This window comes from Luteolibacter ambystomatis, from assembly GCF_018137965.1.
GTDB classification, from domain to species: Bacteria; Verrucomicrobiota; Verrucomicrobiia; order Verrucomicrobiales; family Akkermansiaceae; genus Luteolibacter; species Luteolibacter ambystomatis.
This window is the reverse complement of the sequence record NZ_CP073100.1, coordinates 3,870,581-3,892,527: the sequence shown is the minus strand read 5'-3', so window position 1 is coordinate 3,892,527 and position 21,947 is coordinate 3,870,581. Positions and strand designations below refer to the sequence as shown.

Annotated in this window: 25 protein-coding genes; 8 read left to right on the top strand and 17 right to left on the bottom strand. The window is 63.1% G+C overall.

Annotation, left to right across the window (positions count from 1 at the left end):
• Window positions 1-16 precede the first annotated feature (16 nt).
• From deoC to KBB96_RS14905, 3 genes are read right to left on the bottom strand one after another with little or no spacing between them, the layout of a single operon-like run.
• A complete protein-coding gene (gene deoC, locus KBB96_RS14915; RefSeq protein ID WP_211630244.1) occupies window positions 17-754 on the bottom strand; it encodes a deoxyribose-phosphate aldolase in 738 nt (245 codons plus the stop codon).
• Entirely contained in the window at window positions 747-1,265 is a 519-nt protein-coding gene (locus KBB96_RS14910; protein WP_211630243.1) for a hypothetical protein, read from the bottom strand. Before KBB96_RS14910 ends, deoC begins: the two co-directional genes overlap by 8 nt.
• A gap of 4 nt (window positions 1,266-1,269) precedes the next feature.
• Window positions 1,270-1,908 carry an OmpH/Skp family outer membrane protein gene (locus KBB96_RS14905; RefSeq protein WP_211630242.1) on the bottom strand — a complete coding sequence of 213 codons (639 nt, stop codon included), beginning with the start codon at window positions 1,906-1,908 and terminating at the stop codon, window positions 1,270-1,272.
• A 289-nt stretch (window positions 1,909-2,197) separates the two neighbouring features.
• On the opposite strand from KBB96_RS14905, the gene KBB96_RS14900 reads away from it, so the two are divergent.
• Complete coding sequence (locus KBB96_RS14900; RefSeq protein WP_211630241.1) at window positions 2,198-4,135, top strand: potassium transporter Kup; 1,938 nt, start codon at window positions 2,198-2,200, stop codon at window positions 4,133-4,135.
• Window positions 4,136-4,221: 86 nt separating this feature from the next.
• Window positions 4,222-4,821, top strand: coding sequence for a hypothetical protein (locus KBB96_RS14895; RefSeq protein WP_211630240.1), 600 nt, complete (start codon window positions 4,222-4,224; stop codon window positions 4,819-4,821).
• Here the strand turns inward: KBB96_RS14895 and KBB96_RS14890 are convergent.
• Both KBB96_RS14890 and KBB96_RS14885 read right to left on the bottom strand, forming a co-directional pair.
• Window positions 4,781-5,488 (bottom strand): hypothetical protein, encoded by a 708-nt coding sequence (locus KBB96_RS14890; protein ID WP_211630239.1) that lies wholly within the window; start codon window positions 5,486-5,488, stop codon window positions 4,781-4,783. The two genes, KBB96_RS14895 and KBB96_RS14890, sit on opposite strands and share 41 nt — an antisense overlap.
• Window positions 5,489-5,538: 50 nt before the next feature.
• Window positions 5,539-6,060, bottom strand: a complete 522-nt coding sequence (locus tag KBB96_RS14885; protein ID WP_211630238.1) for a hypothetical protein — start codon at window positions 6,058-6,060, stop codon at window positions 5,539-5,541.
• Between the two features lie 105 nt (window positions 6,061-6,165).
• Between KBB96_RS14885 and KBB96_RS14880 the strand changes: the two genes are divergently transcribed.
• Genes KBB96_RS14880 through hemB form a run of 3 tightly spaced genes read left to right on the top strand, consistent with a single transcriptional unit; the run spans window position 6,166 to window position 8,895 of the window.
• The gene (locus KBB96_RS14880) at window positions 6,166-6,459 is read left to right on the top strand and encodes a hypothetical protein (RefSeq protein WP_211630237.1); all 294 of its coding nucleotides are present in this window, start codon (window positions 6,166-6,168) and stop codon (window positions 6,457-6,459) included.
• A 38-nt stretch (window positions 6,460-6,497) separates the two neighbouring features.
• The gene (gene cysS / locus KBB96_RS14875; RefSeq protein ID WP_211630236.1) at window positions 6,498-7,886 is read left to right on the top strand and encodes a cysteine--tRNA ligase; all 1,389 of its coding nucleotides are present in this window, start codon (window positions 6,498-6,500) and stop codon (window positions 7,884-7,886) included.
• A gap of 22 nt (window positions 7,887-7,908) precedes the next feature.
• Window positions 7,909-8,895 (top strand): porphobilinogen synthase, encoded by a 987-nt coding sequence (gene hemB / locus KBB96_RS14870; protein ID WP_211630235.1) that lies wholly within the window; start codon window positions 7,909-7,911, stop codon window positions 8,893-8,895.
• Window positions 8,896-9,004: 109 nt separating this feature from the next.
• Here the strand turns inward: hemB and KBB96_RS14865 are convergent, their stop codons facing one another.
• The 3 genes from KBB96_RS14865 to KBB96_RS14855 form a co-directional block, all read right to left on the bottom strand.
• A complete protein-coding gene (locus KBB96_RS14865) occupies window positions 9,005-9,691 on the bottom strand; it encodes an LURP-one-related family protein (protein WP_211630234.1) in 687 nt (228 codons plus the stop codon).
• 95 nt (window positions 9,692-9,786) lie between these two features.
• Window positions 9,787-11,304 (bottom strand): proline--tRNA ligase, encoded by a 1,518-nt coding sequence (proS, locus tag KBB96_RS14860; protein ID WP_211630233.1) that lies wholly within the window; start codon window positions 11,302-11,304, stop codon window positions 9,787-9,789.
• Between the two features lie 62 nt (window positions 11,305-11,366).
• Entirely contained in the window at window positions 11,367-11,813 is a 447-nt protein-coding gene (locus KBB96_RS14855) for a DUF3592 domain-containing protein (protein ID WP_211630232.1), read from the bottom strand.
• A 192-nt stretch (window positions 11,814-12,005) separates the two neighbouring features.
• Here KBB96_RS14855 and KBB96_RS14850 point away from each other — a divergent pair, with 192 nt between their 5' ends.
• The 3 genes from KBB96_RS14850 (at window position 12,006) to KBB96_RS14840 (ending at window position 13,706) form a co-directional block, all read left to right on the top strand.
• Window positions 12,006-12,659: a hypothetical protein gene (locus KBB96_RS14850; RefSeq protein ID WP_211630231.1), complete on the top strand. Its 654-nt coding sequence runs from the start codon at window positions 12,006-12,008 to the stop codon at window positions 12,657-12,659.
• A 200-nt stretch (window positions 12,660-12,859) separates the two neighbouring features.
• A complete protein-coding gene (gene trxA, locus KBB96_RS14845) occupies window positions 12,860-13,180 on the top strand; it encodes a thioredoxin (protein ID WP_211630230.1) in 321 nt (106 codons plus the stop codon).
• A 160-nt stretch (window positions 13,181-13,340) separates the two neighbouring features.
• Complete coding sequence (locus KBB96_RS14840; protein WP_211630229.1) at window positions 13,341-13,706, top strand: VOC family protein; 366 nt, start codon at window positions 13,341-13,343, stop codon at window positions 13,704-13,706.
• A gap of 3 nt (window positions 13,707-13,709) precedes the next feature.
• Here the strand turns inward: KBB96_RS14840 and KBB96_RS14835 are convergent, their stop codons facing one another.
• The 9 genes from KBB96_RS14835 to hemL all read right to left on the bottom strand — a co-directional run bounded on the left by KBB96_RS14835 (window position 13,710) and on the right by hemL (window position 21,826).
• Entirely contained in the window at window positions 13,710-14,207 is a 498-nt protein-coding gene (locus tag KBB96_RS14835) for a metal-dependent hydrolase (protein ID WP_264177000.1), read from the bottom strand.
• Between the two features lie 98 nt (window positions 14,208-14,305).
• Window positions 14,306-15,361: a ferritin-like domain-containing protein gene (locus KBB96_RS14830; RefSeq protein WP_211630227.1), complete on the bottom strand. Its 1,056-nt coding sequence runs from the start codon at window positions 15,359-15,361 to the stop codon at window positions 14,306-14,308.
• A gap of 24 nt (window positions 15,362-15,385) precedes the next feature.
• On the bottom strand, window positions 15,386-17,215 hold the full coding sequence (locus KBB96_RS14825; RefSeq protein ID WP_211630226.1) for a hypothetical protein: 1,830 nt from the start codon (window positions 17,213-17,215) through the stop codon (window positions 15,386-15,388).
• A gap of 63 nt (window positions 17,216-17,278) precedes the next feature.
• Window positions 17,279-17,653, bottom strand: a complete 375-nt coding sequence (locus tag KBB96_RS14820) for a VOC family protein (RefSeq protein ID WP_211630225.1) — start codon at window positions 17,651-17,653, stop codon at window positions 17,279-17,281.
• A gap of 139 nt (window positions 17,654-17,792) precedes the next feature.
• The gene (locus tag KBB96_RS14815) at window positions 17,793-18,356 is read right to left on the bottom strand and encodes a DUF1287 domain-containing protein (RefSeq protein ID WP_211630224.1); all 564 of its coding nucleotides are present in this window, start codon (window positions 18,354-18,356) and stop codon (window positions 17,793-17,795) included.
• A gap of 49 nt (window positions 18,357-18,405) precedes the next feature.
• Window positions 18,406-19,185, bottom strand: coding sequence for an SDR family NAD(P)-dependent oxidoreductase (locus tag KBB96_RS14810; protein WP_211630223.1), 780 nt, complete (start codon window positions 19,183-19,185; stop codon window positions 18,406-18,408).
• Window positions 19,186-19,230: 45 nt separating this feature from the next.
• Window positions 19,231-19,509 carry a hypothetical protein gene (locus KBB96_RS14805; protein WP_211630222.1) on the bottom strand — a complete coding sequence of 93 codons (279 nt, stop codon included), beginning with the start codon at window positions 19,507-19,509 and terminating at the stop codon, window positions 19,231-19,233.
• Window positions 19,510-19,936: 427 nt separating this feature from the next.
• Complete coding sequence (locus tag KBB96_RS14800) at window positions 19,937-20,272, bottom strand: hypothetical protein (protein ID WP_211630221.1); 336 nt, start codon at window positions 20,270-20,272, stop codon at window positions 19,937-19,939.
• Between the two features lie 264 nt (window positions 20,273-20,536).
• On the bottom strand, window positions 20,537-21,826 hold the full coding sequence (gene hemL, locus KBB96_RS14795) for a glutamate-1-semialdehyde 2,1-aminomutase (protein WP_211630220.1): 1,290 nt from the start codon (window positions 21,824-21,826) through the stop codon (window positions 20,537-20,539).
• Window positions 21,827-21,947 lie beyond the last annotated feature (121 nt).

Sequence of the window (21,947 nt, the reverse complement as noted above, 5' to 3'; positions counted from 1 at the left end):
CGGGAAATGCTCCCAGTCAGAGTGCTGCGATCAGATCATCCAGTAGCGTGGACGCTCCGATGCGAAAATTCTCCGCACGGACTTCGGGGAAGAACTCCGAAGCGAGCTCGAAGTAAGCGCTCGCTTCCGCATGTGTACGGATGCCACCGGCGGGTTTCACGCCGATGGCCTTGCCGCTCGCTGCGGTCCACGCCGTGGCTTCTTCGAGAAGGACGCGGGTGTGGGCGAGGGTGGCTCCGTATTTCCCCTTGCCAGTCGAGGTCTTCAGGAAATCGGCTCCGCCTTCGAGAGCGATCCGGCACGCGACGCGGATGGCCGTGTCATCCGGCAGGTCGCAGGTTTCCAGGATGACCTTGAGGTGAGCGGAGCCGCAGGCTCCCTTCATCGCGGCGATCTCCGCGCGCAGTTCATCGTGGCGGCCGGAGAGGAAGAGCCCGCGGTGGATGGCGATGTCGATCTCGGTGGCACCGGCTGCGACGGCAGCGGCCACTTCGGCGACTTTCACGGCCAAGGGCGCTTGGGAAAACGGAAACGCACCGGCCACGCAGGCGATGTCCAAGCCGCTTCCCTTCACCGATTCCGCCGCAACGCTCGCAAAGTTCGGCCATACGCACACCGCCGCACAGCGGATGTCCGGGCGACCGGGCACCGGAGTGATCGCCCGTGCGGCGAGCGCCTGCACGTCCGTATCCGTATCCGTGGAGCCGAGGGTGGTGAGATCGAGCAGGCCGATCAGGCGGGCTGGATCAACCATCGGCTTTTTCGTCTGTGACGAGAAGCGGCGCGCTGGCGGTGGAGCTGGAATTGCCGAGGCCGGGGATCACGCGGCGGACGAGCTTTTTGAGTCCGGAGTCCGCGGAGGCGAGATCGCTCTCCGCCTGGCGCATGGCCTTTTCCCATGCGGGGGCGAATCCGGGCGCCTGCTCGCGCATCAGCCGCACGGCGGTCTCGGTGATCTGGAGCTGGCGGAGTTCGGCCTGCCCGGGCTTCTGCTGGAGGGCGGCGAGGTTGATGCGCAGCGTTTCGTTCTGCTTCTTCAGGTCTTCCAGCTCGGTTTGCAGCGTCTGGTTGCCGCTGGCGTTGATCTTGAGCTGGGTGTTGAGGTGGCTGGTGAGATCGCGGTGTTCGTCGGCGATGCGCTTGTTCTCCTTGGAGAGGTTGCGCTTGGCGTGGAAGGCGGACTTCCAGATGAATCCGGCGATCAGCAGGCCCAGCAGCAGGCCCCAGGTGAATCGTTCCTGAAGGATGGCTTTGAGTGTTTCCATGGTGTCAACGGGCTGGCTTGGCAGCAGGTTTGGGTGTGGGGGTCGCTGGCGGCGTTTGCGGAGCGGCGGCTTCGGAAGAAGGGGTTCCGGTGGTGGAGGTGTTCAAGGCGGCGAGCACCTCTGCGGTCAGGTCGGGCGCGTTCTTCGAGTAGAGAACGACGGGCAGGCCGGTATTTGTGTTTCCAGAGCTGTCGATCAGCCAATCGAAGCCTTTTTTCTCGGCGACCGCACGTGCCTCCTTGGTGATCCGCTCAAAAGAGGCACGCATCGTCTTCACCATCTCGCGGTTGATTTCCAATGTGCGCTCGTTTTTGAAATTCTCGAATTCCTGCTGGAGGCTCTTCATCGCCGCCACCTTGGTTTCATAGTCCTTGAGAAGCTTCTGGCGTCCCGGATCGCTGGCGCTGCCCTCCTTCTGGATGTCCGCCTGCAGCGACTTGAGTTCCTCGACCAGCTTGCGCAGCTCCTCGGCGCGGCGGTCCTTCATGATGTCCTCGCGCTGGGCATCGAACCCGGAGATTTCCGTCTTCGTCGAGGGCAGGTCCCGATAGAGATCGGTGATGCGGACCAAGGCGACCTTGGGAGGCGCGGCGGCGGCTCCGAGCGTGGTCAGCGCGATGAGAGTGGCGATCAATCGGGTCATGGATCTGGCGCTAGGATGCACTTGGAAACGGCGGGTGTCGAGCCCCCCCAAGCTCATAGTTCCCGGAGAAAGAGAGAAATCCGCTGTTAGGGTCGGGTGGATGCTGGGAGCGCGGATAGGATTTCTCCCGCGCGAATCACCACGGAGCCTCAAAGTCACTTCCAATATTGCAACTATTTTATAAGTAGAGGCTTGTGCAAATTCGCTTGCTTTTCCGGTTAGGTTGGATGCTCATCGGCGCGTGTCCGCCCCCTGTGCGGAGCGGACGCTTAAAGAACCAAACCGCCGAATGAGTCAGGCTGAATCTGGGACGACGTCGCGCTGGCCGGTGGCTGCCGCGTTGGGAGCATTGGGAGTGGTTTTCGGGGACATCGGCACGAGTCCGCTGTACGCATTCAAGGAATGCTTCCTCAGCGGACACGGCGCACCGGTCAATCCCTTCAATCTGATCGGAGCGGCCTCGTTGATCGTCTGGTCGCTGCTGTTCATCGTGGGCCTCAAGTATCTGCGGATGATCCTGCGCCTCGACAACCGTGGTGAAGGCGGAGTGCTCGCCCTGGCGGCGCTGATCCGCAATGCGGTGCCCGGGGAGAAGAACCAGAAATGGTTCTTCATGCTCGGCCTCTTTGGCGCGGCGCTCATCTATGCGGACGGGATGCTGACTCCGGCGATCTCGGTTCTCAGCGCCGTGGAGGGTTTGAAAACGGTGAAGCCGCTCACGGAAGCGGTCCCCGCGATTACGAAAAGCGAGCACCTCATTCCGCTGATCGCCAGCATCATCCTCATCGGTCTGTTCGCGATCCAGCGTTTTGGCACGGCGAAAGTTGGCAAACTCTTCGGCCCGATCGTGCTGACATGGTTCGCGGTGCTGGCGATCACCGGCACGGTTTCGCTGCTCCAGACCCCGATGGTGCTCAAGGCGCTCCTGCCCACCACTGCGATCAAATTCCTGGTGGTCGAATGGCGTCATGGCCTGCCGCTGCTTGCGGCGGTCTTCCTCGCGGTCACCGGGGGCGAGGCGCTCTATGCGGACCTTGGTCACTTCGGCCGCCGCCCGATCCGCATGGCCTGGTGGGCGATCGTCTGCCCGGCCCTGGTGTTGAACTACCTCGGCCAGGCCGCCCTGCTTGAGCGCTCCCCGGAGATCATGTCCGGAGAGAACGCCTCGCCGTTCTTCCACCTGATCGATCCCGCACGCTTCCCGGGCTTGAATCTGCTGCTGGTGATCCTCGCCGTGCTCGCGACCATCATTGCCAGCCAAGCGCTCATTTCCGGTGCCTTTTCGCTCACCGCCCAGGCGATCCAGCTCAACTGCCTGCCACGCCTGCGCATCTTCCACACCTCCGTGACGGAAAAGGGTCAGATCTACCTGCCGATGGTGAATTGGCTGCTGGCCATCGCCTGCGTGCTGCTGGTGGTGATCTTCCAGTCCTCCGAGGCCCTCGCCGCCGCCTACGGCATTGCGATCGCCCTGACCATGACAGCCACATCGGTGCTGTTCTGGGTGGCTGCCCGCAAGATCTGGCAGTGGTCGCCGGTCAAGGCCGCGATCCTGTCCTGCATTTTCCTAGGAGTGGACGTCGCCTTCCTTTCCGCGAATTCGCTGAAGATCCATGATGGCGGCTGGCTGCCGCTGGTGGTGGCGGCGGCGGTGATGTTCCTGATGACGACCTGGACGTGGGGGCGCAACCGCAGCGCGATCCAGTTCGCCCGCCAGCGCATCCCGCTCGGCGACCTGCTCGACCAGGTGGCCCGCGGCACCATCCCGCGCGTCCGCGGCACCGCCATTTTCATGACCGGCCAGGCCGATGCCGTGCCGGTGCCGCTACTGCATAATCTCAAGCACAACGGCGTGATCCATGAGCGGCTGATCCTGCTGCACGTGCTCACGCTGGATGTGGCGGTGGCGGCGAAGGAGGAGCGGTTCGAGTTCAAGGATCTCGGCCAGGGCTTCCTGAATGTGGTTCTGCGTTTCGGCTTTGCCGAGGAGCCGGATGTGCCCCAGGCGTTGAAGGACGGGATGCCGCCGGAAATCGGTTATCATCCGGGCCGCACCAGTTTCTTCCTCGGGCGCGAGACGATCGTCACCGGCAAGGCCTGCACTTCGAAGCACCGCTTCCGCCTCGCGATCTTCGCCTCGATGCTCCGCAATGCGACTCCGGCCTCCGCTTACTTCAAGCTGCCGCCGAACCGCGTGGTGGAACTGGGTGCCCAGGTGACGCTCTAACGCTCCGCCTTTTCGATTGCGCTGCCGGAGCCGGCGGCGCAACGTGCCGCACTGTGAAAGCGCTTTCGCGAATCCTCCTCCCGGCTGTGGCCGCGCTTGTCGTTTCCTGCGCCGGGGATAAGAGCGCGTCGTCTCCGGCGGTCACCAGCCGGGCCAACCAAGGAGCGAGGATCCGGAGCGCCGACTCCTGGGCGGATGACATGGCGGGCGGAGGCGGATACAAACAGGATTCCGAGGGCAACTGGAAGGCCGTGGGGAATCGCCGCAGCTCCTTCGACAGGAAGGACCGGGATTCCCCCTATTTCAAAGGCGACTTCGCGGGGACCAAGAAGGAATTCAAGACCGGCGAGTATCAGAAGAAATCCTGGTGGGGGAACAAGAGCTACGAGCTGAAGGAATACACCGGCAACACCGACGGCAGCCGTTTCCAGAAGTCATCCCGTTTTGGCGGGATGGCCGCGCGCGATGGGACGAAAGCCGCACGTGAGGGCGGTGGCGAGGCCTACAAGACCAACGACTTTGCCACCAAGGATGCCCGCGAGGCATCCGGAAAGACTTTCGACCATCCTTCGGACGCTGAGACCGATGTGCGCCGGCGCGTTTTCACATCTCCTTCAGTCATCGATTGGCAGCAGCAGCGGGGCCTCAGTATTGGGGAGACGAAGGGGATTCTTGGGAAACAGTGAGCTCCTTGGCCGTCGCCGCGAGGGTGTCTGCGAGGTGTTTCTTCAGCTTTTCCCAGCGCCAGGGCCGGCCTTCCAGGAAGAAGGATTGGGATACCCGCAGGGCGAGGGCGGAGTAGGCCGCCGGGCCGAAGAACAGGCGCAGTGAAGCGGTGGGAGCGGGCAGTGTGGCGGTGCGCGTTTCGACACGGAGCGGCTCCGGATTCTGGCGGAGCAGATGGGCCCAGGTGTCCGCCCACCGGGCTGCCGGAGTATCCGGGCTGCTGGTTTCCAGCACCACCGCGCCGCTGTCATCGGGCGTGGTATGGACCATCAGATGGACTACGGCGGGAACATGCCGCAGCAGTTCCGTGGCCCGTGCGCACAGGACATCATGATGTTTCGTCTCATGACGTTCGATCAGCTTCGTCCGCTGGGCGTCTGTGAGCGTGGCGGAGAATCGGCTCCAGCGTTCCTCGCCCGCGGCATCCAGATCGATCAGCAGGCGCGTGACATCGCCGTGGGCGAGAGGGATGCGCAGCTTGATGGCGAAGCCCTGGGCCAGATTGAGCGCGCCGGGTTCCCAACCTTCAGGAGACTCCACGGTTTCCTCATGGCCGCGGAAGAGATCGCGCCATGCCTCGGGCACCGCGCAGGTGGCATGCTCGCAACTGAACAGCAGGGGAATCATGTTCGCTCGCGCACTTCCATGGCAGATTCCGCGCGCGGTGCAATCCCGCTTCAATGCCCGGCTTCCAGCTTGCGGGCGAGGTCTTCGCGACCGCTGGCACGGGCGAGACGGATCCGCAGGGCGGTAGTCTCGGGAAGGTGAAGCTCGGTTTCCTCCATCGCCGCCACCGCATCGGCGGCAGCCTGGAGATCGCCGATTTCCAGCGCGCCCTCGGCCTGGACCAGCAGCGAAGGCTCCTCGCCGGGCAGGGGTTTGGTTTTATAAATGGCCCACTTCGCCTGGTCGGGAAGATGGGTGGTTTCCGGTTCCTGGATCTGGTCGAGATACACGAACTCGTCGCCCTCCTTCTTCATGCGCCAGTGGTTGAGCGCCAGCACGATCATGAAGCCCATGAGGAAGAACGAAATCTCCAGGAAGACCGGCGTGGAGAGGACGCCGGTGATCATGCCGAAGAACTCTCCCGTCACACCGGGAAGGAAGCTCGCCGCACGGATGCCCAGAGTGAGTACCAGCACTCCGCCGAGAATGGCCGCTGCTGCCAATACCTGCCTGACCCGTTCGTTCCGTATCATCGCGATCACCTCCGGCACCCTAGCCTCGATCCCCAGCCCGCCAATCCTGCAATTTATTTAAAATAAATTGATATTTTTTAAAAATTTCATACTTTGGCGGCGTTCATGGTTCCCCGGGCGTTTCATCCGATCGTGCTTGCCGTGGCGTTGGTGGCCTTGCCTGCCTTCGCCGCGTGGGGTCGGGTTCGTGACGGGCGGCCTGCGCTGACGACCGGACCTGTGGTTTCACCCGTATCGTTCACCACTGCCCCCGATGGTGCGCTGATGATGCCGATCGAGGTGGTGGACGCGGGCAAGATGCCGGTGAAGCGGATGGTGGAGATCCAGCCGGTACCGGAGCCCTCCGCTTTGCTGCTGTTGGCGCCATCGTTGCTGCTGGTGCTGCGCCGCCGCCGTTGAGACTTGCCCATCGGCGTTTCAGTCCGTTGCATCCGCGCATGCGGCTTTTCGACACCCTGAGCCGGAGCGAACGCGAGCTCCAGCCCCTGGACGGGTCCACCTTCCGGTTCTACTGCTGCGGCCCCACCGTGTACGGTCCCGCGCACATCGGAAACTTCCGCACCTTCGTGCTGCAGGACGTTTTCCGCCGCACGCTGGAAACCAGCGGCGTCCGCACCTTTCACGTCCGGAATATTACGGACGTGGACGACAAGACGATCCGTGATTCGCAGAAGGCCGGGAAGTCGCTCACGGAGTTCACCGCCTTCTGGACGGAGAAATTCCACGCCGATTGCGAAAAGCTCGCCTGCCAGCCGCCGCACGTGGAGCCCGGTGCCGTGGAGCACCTGCCGCAGCAGATCGCGATGATCGCGACGCTGGTGGAGAAGGGGCACGCCTATGCGTCCGAGGACGGCTCGGTCTATTTCAACATCGCCTCCTATCCCGCCTACGGAAAACTCTCCCGCCTCGACCAGCGCGAGCTGGACCTGGGCAAGACCCAGAACGCCCGCGCGAACTCGGACGAGTACGAGAAGGATAGTATCTCCGACTTCGTGCTGTGGAAGGCGCGCAAGCCGGAGGACGGTGAGAACTTCTGGGAATCCCCGTGGGGCCAGGGTCGCCCCGGCTGGCACCTCGAGTGCTCCGCGATGATCGCGGAATACCTCGGCGACACCTTCGATCTGCACTCCGGCGGCGTGGACCTCGTCTTCCCGCACCATGAGAACGAGATCGCGCAGAGCCAGTGTGCCTGCGGCGGGCACTTCGCCGAGCATTGGTTCCACATCACCCACCTGCTGGTGGATGGCGGCAAGATGTCGAAGTCGCTGGGCAATCTCTACACCATCGACGATCTCGAGGCGAAGGGCTTCACCGCGATGGAGGTGCGCTACGTGTTGATCGGCGCGCATTACCGGAAGCCGCTCAATTTCACACTCGATTCGCTGCACGGCGCCCGCGAGGCGCTGGCGAAACTGGCGAAGGGCGCGCGTGCGCTCGCCGCGAAGGCTCCGGCGGAAGCGCGCTTCGACAGCGTTGACTTCGGGCCGTTCCAAGCGGCGTGGGACTCGCTTTCGCATGATCTCAACACGCCGGGTGCGCTCGGTGGGCTCTTCACTGGCATGCGCGAGGCTTCTTCGCTGGAAGGCGAAGCGGCGGCCAAGGCGCTCGCCGGGTTCAACCGCGTGCTGCGCGCGCTTGGCATCACGCTTCCCGAAGAGGAAGCCGCCGCCGAAGTGCCGGAAGACATCCGCGCCCTCGCCGAGGAACGCTGGCAGGCCCGCCTTGCGAAGGAGTGGGCGAAGTCCGATGAACTGCGTGGCAAGCTCACCGAACTCGGCTGGGCGGTGAAAGACGCCAAAGACTCCTACGAACTTACGCCGGTCTGAAGGCTCAACTCCGTTTCATCCCATGAACTTCCCGATCCGTCCCCGCCGCAACCGCCGCACACCGGCGATCCGCTCGCTGGTCCGCGAGACCACGCTGTCCGCTTCGGATTTCATTTTGCCGGTCTTCATCCACGAGGACGCGGAGGACACGCCGATCAGCTCGATGCCCGGTGTCACCCGCTGGTCGCTGCCGGGTCTGGTGAAGGAAGTTGGCGAGGCGGTCGCGCTCGGCGTGCATGCCGTGGTGTTGTTCCCGAAGATCGAGGAATCCCTCAAGACTCCGCACGCCGAGGAAGCCTACAACGATGACGGTCTGGTCCCACGTGCGATCGAGGCGCTGAAGCAGGCGTATCCATCTCTCTGCGTCATCACGGACGTGGCGCTCGATCCTTACAACTCGGATGGCCACGATGGCGTGGTCGCCCGCGATGGTCTTGGTGAGATCCACATTCTCAATGACGAGACGGTGGAGATCCTCGTCGCCCAGGCGCTCTGCCACGCGCGCGCCGGTGCGGACATCGTTTCGCCGTCGGACATGATGGACGGCCGCGTCGCCGCGATCCGCTCGGCGCTCGATGACTCCGGCTTCGAGCACGTTTCCATCCTCAGCTACACCGCCAAGTATGCCTCGGCCTACTATGGTCCCTTCCGCGGCGCGCTCGATTCCGCTCCGAAGGATGGCGACAAGAAGACCTACCAGATGGATCCCGGCAACGCCCGCGAGGCGATCCGCGAACTCCAGCTCGATGAGGCGGAAGGCGCGGACATGGTGATGGTGAAACCCGCCGGTCCCTACCTCGACATCATCTCCACCTTGCGCGGGAGTACGACACTCCCCGTAGCCGCCTACCAGGTGAGCGGCGAATACCTCATGATCAAGAGCGCCTGCGCCGCCGGATGGCTGGATGAGAAGGCGGTGGTGCTGGAATCCCTCACCGGCATCAAGCGTGCCGGCGCGGATCTGATTCTCACCTACTTCGCCAAGCAGGCGGCGGAGTGGTTGAGGTAGCGCAAGTTTCCAATTTGCGCACGGGTGGAGCGGGGTCGTGGAGAAAGCCCGTGGGATCTCTCCGCGCTCCACCGCCCACACTCACAAGCAGGAATGCTTGTGCTGCCGCTCACCCTCTCCGGCGCTCCAGCAGCACCAGCATCATGAACGAGAGGATCAGGTTCATCTCCTCGCGCGTGGACAGATCGGTGAGTTTCTCGATCTTGAACTTGCCCTCGAAGAACGCGGGCTCCTTGGTCAGTCGCATCGCTCCTTCGCCACTCGAGCGGCTGGCGAGATACTTGGGATGGAAGAAGTAGCCGCTGAGCAGTCCCAGCAGCGGCACCTCGCCCAGCAGGGAGTCCATCACCTTCGCGCCGGGGTTCTCCTCACGGATGGAGAAGTCCGGAACCTCGTCGCCCGGATTGAAGCTCTCGTAATGCGCACGCCAGATCGAGCGCCAGCCGCGGCGGCCGACGCTGCCGATCGCGCCACCCTGGGCATCCGTGAACATGTAGCGCGCCGACCAGTCGATCACCTTGCGGGTCTTGATCTCGGCGAGCAGCGAGGACTGGGTGTTGTCCGTGAAGATCTCCACGTGCTCGCGGAACTTGAAGAGCTTCTGCTTCGTGTAGAGCACGGTGCGGCCCGCGGCATCGGTCACGGTGGCTTGGCTGGCGAGAGCGAGGACCTTGAAGGAAAGCTGGAGCGGGTATTGCAGGCCGGTCAGCGCCTTCGTCACCTGGTCGTTCGAGAGTGGCGGAGGCGTGGCGACGACCTGGGATTGCGGGGTGGTGTAAGGGTTCACATCAGACATGATGCGCGGGATCTAACACGTGATGCCGCGTCTGTCAGCCCAAAGCGGCTCTCATCTACCTCCAACAAGGATAGGAATGTCTTTGCTCTCCGGGCTCAATAACTCCGGCCCCAGATCGCGCGGCCGCGCGTCGGGACGCCGGTGAGCACGCAGGGCGCGTCCGGTTCGTCCTGCTTGTCGAGCGGCAGGCAGCGGATCGAGATCTTGTGCTGGCCGGAAAGCTCGTCTTCCTGCTCCGGCGAACCGGCCCACGGAGTGATGAGCCAACCCGGGTTGTCCTGACCCCAGTGGGCGTGGAAGGCTTCGATCGAATCGCAGGGCGTGATGTTCTCGTCGCGGAAGGTGGTGGCCTTCGCGAGCAGCGAGTCGTGGATTTCCTGCAGGATATCGGCGGCGCGCTGGATGAAGTCCTCCTTGTCGGCGAACTCCTTCGCGGTCACCGCCTGGTCGCGGCGCTGGAGGCAGACCTTGCGGGTCTCGATGTCGCGAGGTCCGATCTCGATGCGGACCGGCACGCCCTTCTTGATCCATTCCCACTTCTTCACGCCACCGTTGATGTCGCGGGTATCGACATGGACGCGCAGCGGCTCGCCGTGAAAGCTCTGGTTGCGCAGCGTGCTGGCCAGCGCCTGGCAGGAGGCGAGCACCGCATCGCGGGTGTCTTCCTTCGGCGTCACCGGCGTGATCACGATCTGCTGGGTGGCCACGCGCGGCGGCAGCACCAGGCCATCGTCATCCGCATGGGCCATGATCAGCGTGCCGATCATGCGGGTGGATACGCCCCACGAGGTGGTGTGGGCGTGCTGGATCGTGCCATCGCGACCAGTGAAGGAAATGTCCTGCGCCTTCGAGAAATTTTGGCCGAGGTAGTGCGAGGTGCCGGCCTGGATCGCCTTGCGGTCCTGCACCATCGCTTCGACGGTGAGGGTCATGTCGGCACCCGGGAAGCGCTCGTTCTCGGTCTTCTCCCCGGGGATCACCGGGATGGCGAGGTGGTCGCGGAGGAACTCTTCGTAGAGGCCGTGGATCATCCGCGTTTCGACGATGGCTTCGTCCATGGTCTCATGCGCGGTGTGGCCTTCCTGCCAGAGGAACTCGGCGGTGCGGAGGAACAGGCGCGGGCGCATTTCCCAGCGCATCACGTTCGCCCACTGGTTGATGAGCAGCGGCAGGTCGCGGTAGGACTGCACCCAGCGGGCGAAGGCCGCGCCGATGATCGTTTCGGAAGTCGGGCGGATGACGTAGGGCTCGGCGAGTTCGCCGGTCGGGATCATCCTGGTCTTGCCGGTCACCTCGTCCTTCTGCGCTTCCAGGCGGTGATGCGTGACCACGGCGCACTCGGTGGCGAAGCCCTCGGCGTGCTCGGCTTCCTTTTCCAGATAGGAAAGCGGGATCAGCAGCGGGAAATAGGCGTTCTGATGGCCGGTGGCCTTGAAGCGGCGGTCGAGCTGCTGCTGGATGAGTTCCCAGATGCCGTAGCCCCACGGCTTGATGACCATGCAGCCGCGGGTTTCCGAGTTCTCCGCCATATCGGCGGCGCGGACGACCTGCTGGTACCACTCGGGGAAGTCCTGGGCGCGGGTCGGGGTGATGGCGGTCTTGTCGTTGGACATGGGCGACGGGGTTTTCGCCGGTTCGCCCCGGGGATGCACGCGAAATTTGCGTTACGGAAGTTCTAGCAAACCGCCCGGCTGGCCCCGCCGACACGGTGGTTCCATCCCCACCAGCCGACGCCGCTCAGGACCAATCCCAGAACGGTCAGCACCAGCGGCCCGAGCCAGAGATCCACGAATCCAGCGAACTTCCCGCCCGCCGGATCGCCCGGTGGCACCAGGATTTTCACCGGATCACCGGTCTTGAATCGCGGTGGATCGGTATGGGCCGGGGTCTCCGCCTGATAAACTTTTCCCTCCACTTCATAGGCGGCCACCGGATGGATCGCCACGTGGTTGCGACGGCTCTGGACGATCTCCCGGAAGCCGGTGATCCGCCCCTCCACGGCGGTGCCGGTCGCCGCCAGCCGCAGATTCGGCACCAGCCAGCAGATCCCGATGATCAGGCACGCGCCACCGATGGTGAAGCACAGCATGCCGAAGACGCGGGAACGGGTGACGGGAGACATGGCATCACCCTGCCGGATTTTGGGAATCGTGTCACTGTCCTGGAGTGCGATTCGCGGGCTCTCGGAGCAAACGTGGGTTCACACGCCACGGGGCCATGCGGGCCGGGGCTTGAAAAACCCTCAGATGGGGGTTTGACAGCTTCGCGCTGGTCCGTCTTAGTAGCTTTCTCAAATCCCAAAACCCGCGTCTGAATGAGCGAGAATGAAAACCAACCGGCTCCGTCGAAGCAGACGTCGAGCGTTCCTCTGAAGAAGGAAACCGTCCGCGTGACCCTGAAAGCGGCCGATGCTCCTCCCGCCGCCACCCTTCCTGGTGGTGCCCCGGTGGTTCGTCCGCCTTCGCCGACCGCTCCTTCGGCTCCGACCGTGGGTGGTGCGGCGCGCCCGCCGGCTCCCGCTCCGACCATTCCTCTCCGCCCCGCCGGTGCTCCCACCGTGCCGGGTGCCCCGACCGCCCCGGGCGGTGCGCCGCGTCCTCCGGGCCCGGCTCCGACCATTCCCCTGCGCCCCGCAGGCTCGCCGACGCTTCCGGGTGCCGGCGCTCCCGCTGCAGGCCAGACCGTGGCTCTCCCGAAGGCCACCGTGCAGCTTCAGGCTCCCACCCAGCCGCTCGGCTCCTCTCCGCGTCCGACCTTCGGCCAGACCGCTACCCTCGCCGGTGACGATGAGGAAGAAAGCGCTGGTGGCGAAGGCATCGCCAACGCCCTCTCCGTGGTCGGCTTCATCGCCGCGCTCGCCGTTCTCGCGTTCCAGCTCATGATCGCGAACACTTGGATCGGTGCGAAGGACAATCCGGAACAGGGCTCCTGGGGCCAGTTGTTCTCTTCCGGTGCCGCTGCTGAATAACCAACCTTCCTGAAACCCATGGCACTTCCCATCCTCAACTTCATCCTGGCTGCGGTGGTGGCGTTCTTCGCCTTTTCCGCCAACGGTCTGCCGCTGTCCTGAACAGCCGCGGGGTCTGTAACCCGTTCTCTTCAAAGGGCCATCCTGCCATCCGCAGGGTGGCCCTTGACGTTTCCGCCCCCCGCATCCAAGTTCCGCGCATGGCACTCCAACTTACCGAAGCCAATTTCCAATCCGAAGTCATCGATTCCGACCAGCCCGTGCTCGTCGATTTCTGGGCCGAATGGTGCGGCCCTTGCAAAATGATCGGCCCGGTGATCGATCAGGTCTCGGCTGAACTGGAAGGCCAGGCCAAGGTCGCCAAGGTCAATGTCGACGACGCCCGCGAGCTCGCGGTGAAGTACGGCGTCCGCTCGATCCCGCTGCTCTTGTTCTTCAAGAACGGCGAAGTGAAGGACCAGATCGTCGGCGCGAACGTCACCAAGGACCAGCTCAAGTCGAAGCTGCTCGCGCTCGCCTGAGCCGGTTCCATCAGATCCGATTTTTCCAAAACCGGCCTTCCTTCGCGGGAGGCCGGTTTTGTTTTGGAGCTCCCTGGGCTGCCAGTTCGGCCTGATGAGTGCGGAAGCTTTGATATTTCCCACAAGTCTGTTAGACAGGCATCCATTCCCGGTCCTTCCCATGATTCATTCATCCACATTGAAGCCTCAAGCGGTCAAATTTGTGCTCATGGCCTCGGACATGGACCGGGCGGTGGCTTTTTATCGTGACGTACTGGGTTTTGACGAGAGCTTCACCACCCCGCACTGGTCGGAGCTCCGCTTTGGTGACGCGGTTCTCGGGCTGCATGGCGGCGGGGATGGTTCACGCGCCCAAACCGGGCTCTCCATTCAATACGGGGATGTGGCACAGGCCTATGCCGCCGCGCTGGTTGCGGGCGCGACTCCCATTCAGGTGCCGGAGCAACGCGAGGGCGAACCCATCATTCTCGCTACGCTGGCCGATACCGAAGGGAACGTCATCATGTTCACCCAGTATGTGGGGTGAGCCTCAATCGGCGGACATCAGTTCCCGCTCATATGCCCTCACTTCCAGCCGCTGCCGCCAGCGCCACAGCAGCCAGGCGGTGATGATGAACACCGCATCGTAGATCGGCCAGGTAAAGGGCTCGAGGTAGTAGTCGCCGAGCGGTTCTTCCTTCCACGGAATCAACCACGGAATGCCACCGGAAACGGCATCCGCGGCGAGATGCAACATTGCGGCCAGCCAGATGACGACGGCCACGCGCAGGCGCATGCCTTTCTCAAACCAGAAGGCGATCATTCCGCACACCGGCACCAGCACCGCGAGGAACAACAGCGAGTGGGAGAAGCTGGCGTGCCGGTCCTCCAGCGAAATGTGAGGAGAGCAGATATCCGGCAGCACACCAAACAGTGCGACCAGCGGCAGCGTCCAATCCGGGAACACGCGCCGGTGCCGGAAGCGCAAGGATATCACCTCCGCGGCGAGACAGCCGCTCACCGGCATCATTGAATGGAAGCCCGCCATCATGCGTGCCGCCAGTAGACTTGCGTGCCGATGGGAGGGAAAGCACATCCGTCACCACCCCGCCGCCATGCACGGCGGGGTGGCGGGATGTCACGGCATCAGGCCGGATTGACCGGCTGATACTCGAAGCTCGGTCCGATCGGTCCGGGCAGGTTGGTGCCGGCCATCATGTCGAGCGCCTGCTGGCGCAGTGACATCATCGCGCCGAGCGTGCGGCGGAAGGTGTCGGGCTGGCCGTTGAAGAGATCGTGCAGACCTTTCAGCAAGCTGGTGTAGGTGTAGTTGAAGTTGTCCATCGCATGACGCTGCGCGGAGCCGCTCGGATAGTCCGCCGCCTTCGGATTGGTCGGGATTTGTGCGATCTCGGAGGCATTGTAGGTGATTGGCGCGCCACCGTAGTAGTACTGTTGGTCCGGCGGGTCGGTTGGTTTCGCATTCGGGTTCTTGATGAGCGCGTGGCCGTAGTAGATCTCCGCGAACTTGTAGTAGTGGGCGAGCTCGCCATCCTCACCGGCCAGCGGCGTGGTGCCGGTGCCCTCGCCCTGGTCGATGATGATGTCGATCGCCTCCAGCGCGCTTGCGAGGTCGGTCACGATGCCGCCTTCCGGAAACGGCGGCTGCACCTGCCGCGCGGGATCGCCGGTGAAGGCGTCCTCGCCCAGCGCGATGAGCTGCTTTTTGATCTCATCGTAGAATTGGCCGATGGTCACGCCGGCCTGGCCATTCGCTTCAAGCAGCGTAGCCGTCTCCGGATAGTCGTTCGGGTCCTGAGGCTCCTCGATCTCCATGAAGACATTCTTCACCACATCGAGCGAGAAGGGCGCGAGGTTCACGATCAGTCCGCTCTCCACGCCGCCCGGCAGCGGGCCGGGATAGTCCGGGGTGAAAGCAGGGGTATCGATCACGGGATGCCCGCCGATGGCATTGAGAACATTGCACGCGAGCGTCATGTGGAGCATCTCCTCCGCCACGATGCTGCCGATGATGTCCGCCACGGCGGCATTGTCGGTCTGCTGCCCCAGCGAATACATCGCATAGAGATAGGGAGGGATGGTGGCGTGCTCGAGCTGGATCGCTTGCTGGAGGGCGTGCAGCACGGCGGGCTTGCCGCCGGTTTCGAGACTTTCGACGAGGTTCGATTTGAGAAGGATCATAAAAAGAAATGGGTTGGTGAGGGATTACGGCTTCTGGAAGGCGAGGCGTTTGCTGAAGGCGGCGGCCTTTCCGCCCTTGCTGAGGGCTTCTTCCGTGGGTGCGGCCGGTACGGTTGTTTCGAGTGCCTTGGGTGTCGCTGGTGGCGTGCCTTCCAGTGGGTTCTGCAGCCATTCGAGGATGGCCTTCCGTTTCGCGGGCGAGAGATCGCGCGTGACCGGCATCGCGTTCGGATCTTCTTCCGGCAGGCTGAAGGCGAGCTGCAGCATCTGCGCGTATCCGACCACCTGGAGGTAGTCGCCGAGGTCCACGAAGCGCGCCATCACCGGGTAGAGGTTGGCATACTGCTGGAAGATCGGCTGCATGCTGCCGTACCAGGTGATCGGGTTGTCCGGCACGAAGGTGTCGAACACGAGCACGCTGACGAAGTTCCAGATATTGGAAGGATAGAGCGCACCCTGATTGGCAAGGCCGTAGCCGACGCCGTAGACCTGCCCGTCGATGTAGTGGCGCGGGTTGCCCGGGTTGGCGGCGGTGAGGGTCAGCGTGGCGGTGCCTGCTACGGTATCTGTAGTAATGCTGGCCGGGAAGGTCAGCGCGCTGGTCGGTGTGCCCACATCAGGATCGGTGGGGCCGGCCTGGAGACCGTTGGTGTTGTAGTCGAAGGTGATCTCCTGGCTGGTGTAGGGCTGGCCGTAGGCGGTGGCGTAGAAGGTCACCGCCTGGGTGTCACCCGGGCTCATGCGGAAGACGAACAGGTCGGCGCGGACGTAGAGGCCGCCCTGGGGTTCGGCTGTGGGCGAGTCCGGGTAGCCGGACAGCGCCAGCGACAGCGGATTGTCCGCGATGATCGCGAGCTGCGCGGCGGTCACAGGCACTTCCACGACTCCGGCGGTGGCCTGGTACCAGCCCGGCTGGGTATAGGGGATCGTGCCCAGCGCCACGGGCGTGCTGCCTTGGATCACGGACAGCGTCAGCGTGCCATTGTCCACCTGGGTGCCATCGGGGTTGATCTGGAGCGCATTGCCGAGATCCAGACGCACCACGCTGGCGGTTTCATCGACCACCGCGGCGCAGTAGTTGATGTAGGGATTGAGATTCTGGGTGGCTGCCTCGGGGATCATGAGCTGGCGGCCGAGGATGAAATGCTTCGGCTCGGCGGCGGAGGCGGGTCCCAGCGTGCCGACGATGCGGCCGCGGCAGAACTGGCTGCCGGGAGGGCTTTCCGCGGATGCTCCGGTGGTTGGCCAGGTCATCGAATAGCAGTCGACGTTGAACTTCATCGACAGCAGCCCCGTGTTGGCATCGGCCGCCGCCTTCAGATCCTGAAGGAAAGGGGAGTTCGAAAGATCGCCCCACTCGGTGGCGGTCACCACGGACTGCCACATCGCACCCATGGCGAGGTCGCCGCCTCCGCCGACGATCTTCAGCCACAGTTCGGTGAACGGACCGGGATCGAAAAAGCCGCGCATCAGCGTGTTGCCGTGGCCGTCGGCGATGCGGACCTGGAGGCCGAAGATGGTGGAAACCATCTGCTGCTCCGGATCGAGGTCCACGATCTTCGCCGGGGCGCTGTCATCGGAATCCGCCACCGAGCATTGGTAGATCGCATCGGTCGTGGCGGGCTTGGTACCATCCGCATTGTAGGCGGCGGTGATGTCGCAGCCCAGCAGGCGCCAGACGCCGTCGCCGTCCGGATTCCACCAGCCGTTCATGTGGAGCTTGTCCTGGCGTTCCTGGTAGGAGGGCTTGAAGGTGGCGTTGTCGAAGTGCTTCACATCGTTGTTCACGGTGGAGACACTGGCTTGGAATTTGCCCGCGAAGTGCAGTCGCAGGCGGCTGGATAGATAACTCATGGTTGGTTGCGGTGGATATGCGGTGGGATGGGATTCCGTGGCGGGCTGCCGGGAAAGGGGATGTCAGGTTTTGAAAGGCTCGATCAGGCCGAGGAGGTTCTTCTCCGGGTCCTCGAACATGCCGAAGACGTAGTGGTCCACGGGCGTGCTCGAGACCACGATGGTGCCTCCGAGCCCTTCCGCCCGGGCAAGGGTGTCCTCCACGTTCTCCACCAGCACGTAGAGTGCGGTGCCTTTTTCCCAACCGGGGACGCCGGCCTTGGCCTGGCCGATCCCGCCCAGCATCGGGCGTTCCGCTGGTGGCGAGGGTGGGAAGTGGATGTAGCCGAATCCCTCCGGACTCAATTCCACGTGCCAGCCGAAAAGCTCCTTGTAGAAGGAAATGAGGCGCGTTTGGTCCAGCGCCATGATCTCGAACATCGCGACAGGGTGATTCATGCGCCGCATGGGCTATGAAATCACCTCAATACTCCGCAATGATCTTTTGTATTATCTGTGGAGTTTTAACAGTGTGGCCGAAATTGTCCTGTTAGATATGCCTGTTTTCGGCCATAAGGCATCCTTGATGAGACGGATCTCATTTCCACCGGTAGTGCCCGGTGAGGGGGAACATGAACAGGATGTCCTCCTCCTGCGCGCCACGGCCGATGTTGTGGATCACCAGCGGCCGGCCATCGGCGGTCTTCCTGTCGCTCACGATCATGATGTGCGGCAGGTTCGGCGGCACCGTGCAGGTGACGAGATCGCCAGATTGGTAGTCGCCGGGATTCTGAGTGACAGGCTGGACCAGTCCGCGGCGCTTGAAGAAGGTCTGGAGGTTTGGAACACGGCGATGGTCGATGTTCTTGTCCGTCTTCTTCAGGCCCCACTGCTTCGGGTAGGAGCCGAAGTTCGCCGCCATGTCCTCGTGGACCAGCTTTTGGAGATCGTGTGAGAGCCCGTCCCGGAAGGCGCGGACCACCACGTCCGTGCAAACGCCCCGTTCCCGCGGCACGTCACCGCCCGGATAACCCATCACCACATACGCCGGATCGTAGGTGAGGGTGACACCGACCTGCTTTCGCGCCGCTTCCACCAATTTCGGGCCACTCTGGGCATGGAGCGGGGATAGTAGAAGAAAGGTGGCGATCAGAAAGCGCATGAATGATATACATCCATGCGCCCGTCGAATGATCAAGATCGGGGTGTTTTCACGCGGTCGCCAGCAACACTCCGCCGTCCACGCGCACGGCCGCGCCGTTGGTGGCGGAGGCGAGCGGGGAGCTGATGAAGGCGACGGTGTCCGCGATTTCCTCCACCGTGGCGAAGCGCTGGAGCAGCGAGGTGCCGCGCACGCTGCGGAAGAACTCCTTCTCGAATTCCTCCGGCGTCTGTTTCGCCTCGCTGGCGAGCTGTCCGACGAAATCGGTGACGCCCTCGGAGGCGGTCGGCCCCGGCAGCACCGCATTCACCGTCACGCCGGTGCCCTTGGTGGTGCGGGCGATGCCATTGACCAGCGCGATCTCCGCGGCCTTGGTCATGCCGTAGTGGACCATCTCTTCCGGGATCTGGATGCCGCTCTCGCTGGAGATGAAGATCACCCGGCCCCAGTTGCGCTCCAGCATGCCGGGCAGCAGCGCGCGGGTCAGGCGGATGGCGGACATCACGTTCACCTGGTAGAAGCGCTCCCAATCCTCGTCTGGAATATCCGCGAAGGGCTTCGGCTCGAAGATCCCGGCGTTGTTCACCAGGATGTCGACCTGTCCGGCTTGTTCGGCGATGACAGCACAGCCTTCGGCGGTGGAAACGTCCGCTGCGATCCAGCGCGCGCCGTTGCCGATCTGATCCGCTGCGGCTTTGGCGGAGGCCTCGCTGCGGCCGTTGACGATGACGTTCGCGCCTTCCCGGGCCAGGGAGCGGGCGATGCCGAGGCCGATGCCCTTGGTGGAACCGGTGACGAGGGCGGTCTTGCCCGAAAGTTGGAGATCCATGGTGCCCTTGTTAGCACGGCTCATCGGCCGCGTCAAAACGCAGGGTCAGTCTTCCAGTCGGGTGAATTGTCCGCGCAGATACTTGCAGCGGAATGGCGGCCCGGCCTGATCCGGCGTCCAGCCCGCCTTGCGGCCGTAGTCGATCGCCGCCTCGATCATGGTCTGGTTCACGATCCGTGGCAGATCGGCGATCAAGGTTTGGCCGTTCACCGACGCCGTCATTTCGATCTGCAGCTCGGTCTTGCCGTCCTTGTGGGCCATGTACCACAGGTACTGGGTGTCCTTGTAGTTCTTGCGGGTGGCTTTGTTGCGGGGAAAGGACATGCGGCGGCCCTTTCAATGTCATCGGTGGGAGGCTGACAATGGAAATTCATGCGGTCGTAGGCACCGGGTGCGTCGATCTCTCCATGGCAGACGTGCGAGAAAGGCGCTGGCTGCTGTAGATGGAACGAAAAACGTGAACCACAAGGCGAGGAGCTGGTTTTGGCTCCAACCCGTTTTGATTGAGTCCGCTTGAGGGTGGGCTTCCGGCCCAATGACATCCTTCCTGGCCACCACGGGATCATGCACCCATTTTCCCGGAGAGAAATAATCCCCGGGCAGGGAGTCCGGGCAGTGGTAGAGGCGGTCGGTGACAAAGCATGACCAAGCCAGAGCACACGGAATGGAGAAAGCAGCGAGGAGTGCGAAGAATTTCATGAATCCGATGAACCCCTTCATGTCGCGATGGAATGGGATTTCCGCGACACTGTCACGCCATCATGCTGATGAGCAGCAGCGCCAGCACCATTCCGCTCAAAAACATCAGCCAACCCCATCGATATGCCCAAGCCCGTGAGGCGGGCACGGTTTTCGTTCCCCAGGAAAAAATCCGGCCGCTCCGGTAGGCTGGAAACTTCGCCCATCCGATCAGTGCGGCACTCGTGATCATGAGCTCCAGTACGAAACCAAGTCCGATATTCCCCGACTTGAGAATCAATGGGCCAATCCATGAAGCGGCCATCGCGATGAATGTTGGAATCACAAGCGGCCAGTGGCCTGCGATCTTTTCCCACTGTGTGGCGTCGAGTTGGGGTTTGCGGTTCATTGGAGACTTCGTGATGACTCCTTGGATCGGGGACGAACCCATTTCGAGAGATCGTCCGGGCATTTCCGCAGCAACGAAAACAGGGATTTGGCCGGTGAGGTGATCTCCCTTGGCCGGATCGCCTTCGCATCTCTGGCGTGCTTCACGCCCTTTGCTGCCACACTCACTCGTATTTGTGTGTTTTCAGAGTTCGTAGTTCCTCCTTCAGAAGGGCTGGGAAGAGCCTGTAGTTTTAGAAACTCTCCCGAAGGAGGAACTACGAACTTAGATTCCCTTCAGCACTTCCTCGAATACCGTCAGCGTGTCATCCAGATCCGCCTCCGTGTGGGCGAGAGAGAGGAAGCCGGTTTCGTACGGACTCGGTGCGATGTAGATGCCTTTCTCAAGGCAGCCCCAGAAGAACTTCTTAAACAGTTCCAGGTCCTGCTTCATCACGTCATCCACGTTCACGATCTCGCGGTCGGTGAAGAACAGGCAGAACATCGAGCCGACGCGATTGAGGCGGTAGGGGATGCCGCGCTCGGTGAAGACGCGGTGCAGGCCTTTTTCAAAATACGCGCCGAGTTCTTCCAGACGCGGGAAGCCGGAAGCCTTGGAGAGTTCCTTGAGTTGCGCCAGACCGGCTGCCATCGCCAACGGATTGCCGGAGAGCGTGCCCGCCTGATACACCGGGCCGACCGGCGCGAGCATGTCCATGACCTCCGCGCGACCGCCGAAGGCACCGACCGGCAGGCCGCCGCCGATCACCTTGCCGAAGCAGCTCAGGTCCGGCGTGAGGTTTTCGAGACCCTGCACGCCCGCCTTGCCGAGGCGGAAGCCGGTCATCACTTCATCGAAGATCAACAGCGCGCCGTATTTCTTCGTGATGGAACTGAGCAGGTCGAGGTAGCCCGGTTTCGGCAGCACGAATCCGGCATTCGCGGGATAGGACTCCACGATGATCGCGGCGATCTGCTCGCCCTGCTCGGCGAAGACTTTTTCCAGTGCCGCCGGATTGTTGTAAGGCAGCACGATGGTTTTTTCCGCGAAGGCCTTCGGCACCCCGGCGGAGTCCGGCTCGCCGTGGGTCAGTGCGCCGGAACCGGCGGCGACGAGCAGGGAATCACTGTGGCCGTGGTAGCAGCCGTCGAACTTGATGATGTAGTCGCGCTTGGTGAAACCGCGGGCCACGCGGATGGCGGACATGGTCGCCTCGGTGCCGCTGCTGGTCATGCGGACTTTTTGCACGGAGGGCACCCACTCGGTGATGGTGCGGGCCATCTCCACCTCGAAGGGATTCGGAATGCCGAAGGACACGCCGGACTTGGCCACCTCGTGGATGGTGTTCGTCACCACCGCCGGGGCGTGGCCGAGGATGTTCGGGCCCCAGGAGCCGATGTAGTCGATGTAGGTCTTCCCATCCACGTCCTGGATGCGGCTGCCCTTGGCGCTGCGGACGAAGAACGGCTCGCCGCCCACATTGCGGAAGGCGCGGACCGGGGAGTTCACGCCGCCGGGAATGAGTTCCTTGGCGGTGGCGAAAAGTTTCTGCGAGAGCGGGCCGGGCGAGTTCATGCCGGAAGGATGCCCGCCGGACCTGCCGCGTCCAATCCCAAGGTGGATGAAATTTCGATGAATGGAGCCCGCCCAGCATCCGTCCCAAGAATCCAGCTTGGGCTTTTCACCGCCCTCGCCT

What these genes read in the sequence shown, in the direction of transcription:
- KBB96_RS14835 (WP_264177000.1), bottom strand. Translation starts at nt 14,207, where the DNA reads ATGGCGGGCTTCCATTCAATGATGCCGGTGAGCGGCTGTCTCGCCGCG.
- KBB96_RS14815 (WP_211630224.1), bottom strand. Translation starts at nt 18,356, where the DNA reads ATGCGCTTTCTGATCGCCACCTTTCTTCTACTATCCCCGCTCCATGCC.
- KBB96_RS14855 (WP_211630232.1), bottom strand. Translation starts at nt 11,813, where the DNA reads ATGTCTCCCGTCACCCGTTCCCGCGTCTTCGGCATGCTGTGCTTCACC.
- hemL (WP_211630220.1), bottom strand. Translation starts at nt 21,826, where the DNA reads ATGAACTCGCCCGGCCCGCTCTCGCAGAAACTTTTCGCCACCGCCAAG.
- KBB96_RS14810 (WP_211630223.1), bottom strand. Translation starts at nt 19,185, where the DNA reads ATGGATCTCCAACTTTCGGGCAAGACCGCCCTCGTCACCGGTTCCACC.
- trxA (WP_211630230.1), top strand. Translation starts at nt 12,860, where the DNA reads ATGGCACTCCAACTTACCGAAGCCAATTTCCAATCCGAAGTCATCGAT.
- hemB (WP_211630235.1), top strand. Translation starts at nt 7,909, where the DNA reads ATGAACTTCCCGATCCGTCCCCGCCGCAACCGCCGCACACCGGCGATC.
- KBB96_RS14905 (WP_211630242.1), bottom strand. Translation starts at nt 1,908, where the DNA reads ATGACCCGATTGATCGCCACTCTCATCGCGCTGACCACGCTCGGAGCC.
- KBB96_RS14820 (WP_211630225.1), bottom strand. Translation starts at nt 17,653, where the DNA reads ATGAATCACCCTGTCGCGATGTTCGAGATCATGGCGCTGGACCAAACG.
- cysS (WP_211630236.1), top strand. Translation starts at nt 6,498, where the DNA reads ATGCGGCTTTTCGACACCCTGAGCCGGAGCGAACGCGAGCTCCAGCCC.
- KBB96_RS14900 (WP_211630241.1), top strand. Translation starts at nt 2,198, where the DNA reads ATGAGTCAGGCTGAATCTGGGACGACGTCGCGCTGGCCGGTGGCTGCC.
- KBB96_RS14885 (WP_211630238.1), bottom strand. Translation starts at nt 6,060, where the DNA reads ATGATACGGAACGAACGGGTCAGGCAGGTATTGGCAGCAGCGGCCATT.
- KBB96_RS14800 (WP_211630221.1), bottom strand. Translation starts at nt 20,272, where the DNA reads ATGAACCGCAAACCCCAACTCGACGCCACACAGTGGGAAAAGATCGCA.
- KBB96_RS14805 (WP_211630222.1), bottom strand. Translation starts at nt 19,509, where the DNA reads ATGTCCTTTCCCCGCAACAAAGCCACCCGCAAGAACTACAAGGACACC.
- deoC (WP_211630244.1), bottom strand. Translation starts at nt 754, where the DNA reads ATGGTTGATCCAGCCCGCCTGATCGGCCTGCTCGATCTCACCACCCTC.
- KBB96_RS14850 (WP_211630231.1), top strand. Translation starts at nt 12,006, where the DNA reads ATGAGCGAGAATGAAAACCAACCGGCTCCGTCGAAGCAGACGTCGAGC.
- KBB96_RS14830 (WP_211630227.1), bottom strand. Translation starts at nt 15,361, where the DNA reads ATGATCCTTCTCAAATCGAACCTCGTCGAAAGTCTCGAAACCGGCGGC.
- KBB96_RS14890 (WP_211630239.1), bottom strand. Translation starts at nt 5,488, where the DNA reads ATGATTCCCCTGCTGTTCAGTTGCGAGCATGCCACCTGCGCGGTGCCC.
- KBB96_RS14840 (WP_211630229.1), top strand. Translation starts at nt 13,341, where the DNA reads ATGATTCATTCATCCACATTGAAGCCTCAAGCGGTCAAATTTGTGCTC.
- KBB96_RS14865 (WP_211630234.1), bottom strand. Translation starts at nt 9,691, where the DNA reads ATGTCTGATGTGAACCCTTACACCACCCCGCAATCCCAGGTCGTCGCC.
- KBB96_RS14880 (WP_211630237.1), top strand. Translation starts at nt 6,166, where the DNA reads ATGGTTCCCCGGGCGTTTCATCCGATCGTGCTTGCCGTGGCGTTGGTG.
- proS (WP_211630233.1), bottom strand. Translation starts at nt 11,304, where the DNA reads ATGTCCAACGACAAGACCGCCATCACCCCGACCCGCGCCCAGGACTTC.
- KBB96_RS14910 (WP_211630243.1), bottom strand. Translation starts at nt 1,265, where the DNA reads ATGGAAACACTCAAAGCCATCCTTCAGGAACGATTCACCTGGGGCCTG.
- KBB96_RS14825 (WP_211630226.1), bottom strand. Translation starts at nt 17,215, where the DNA reads ATGAGTTATCTATCCAGCCGCCTGCGACTGCACTTCGCGGGCAAATTC.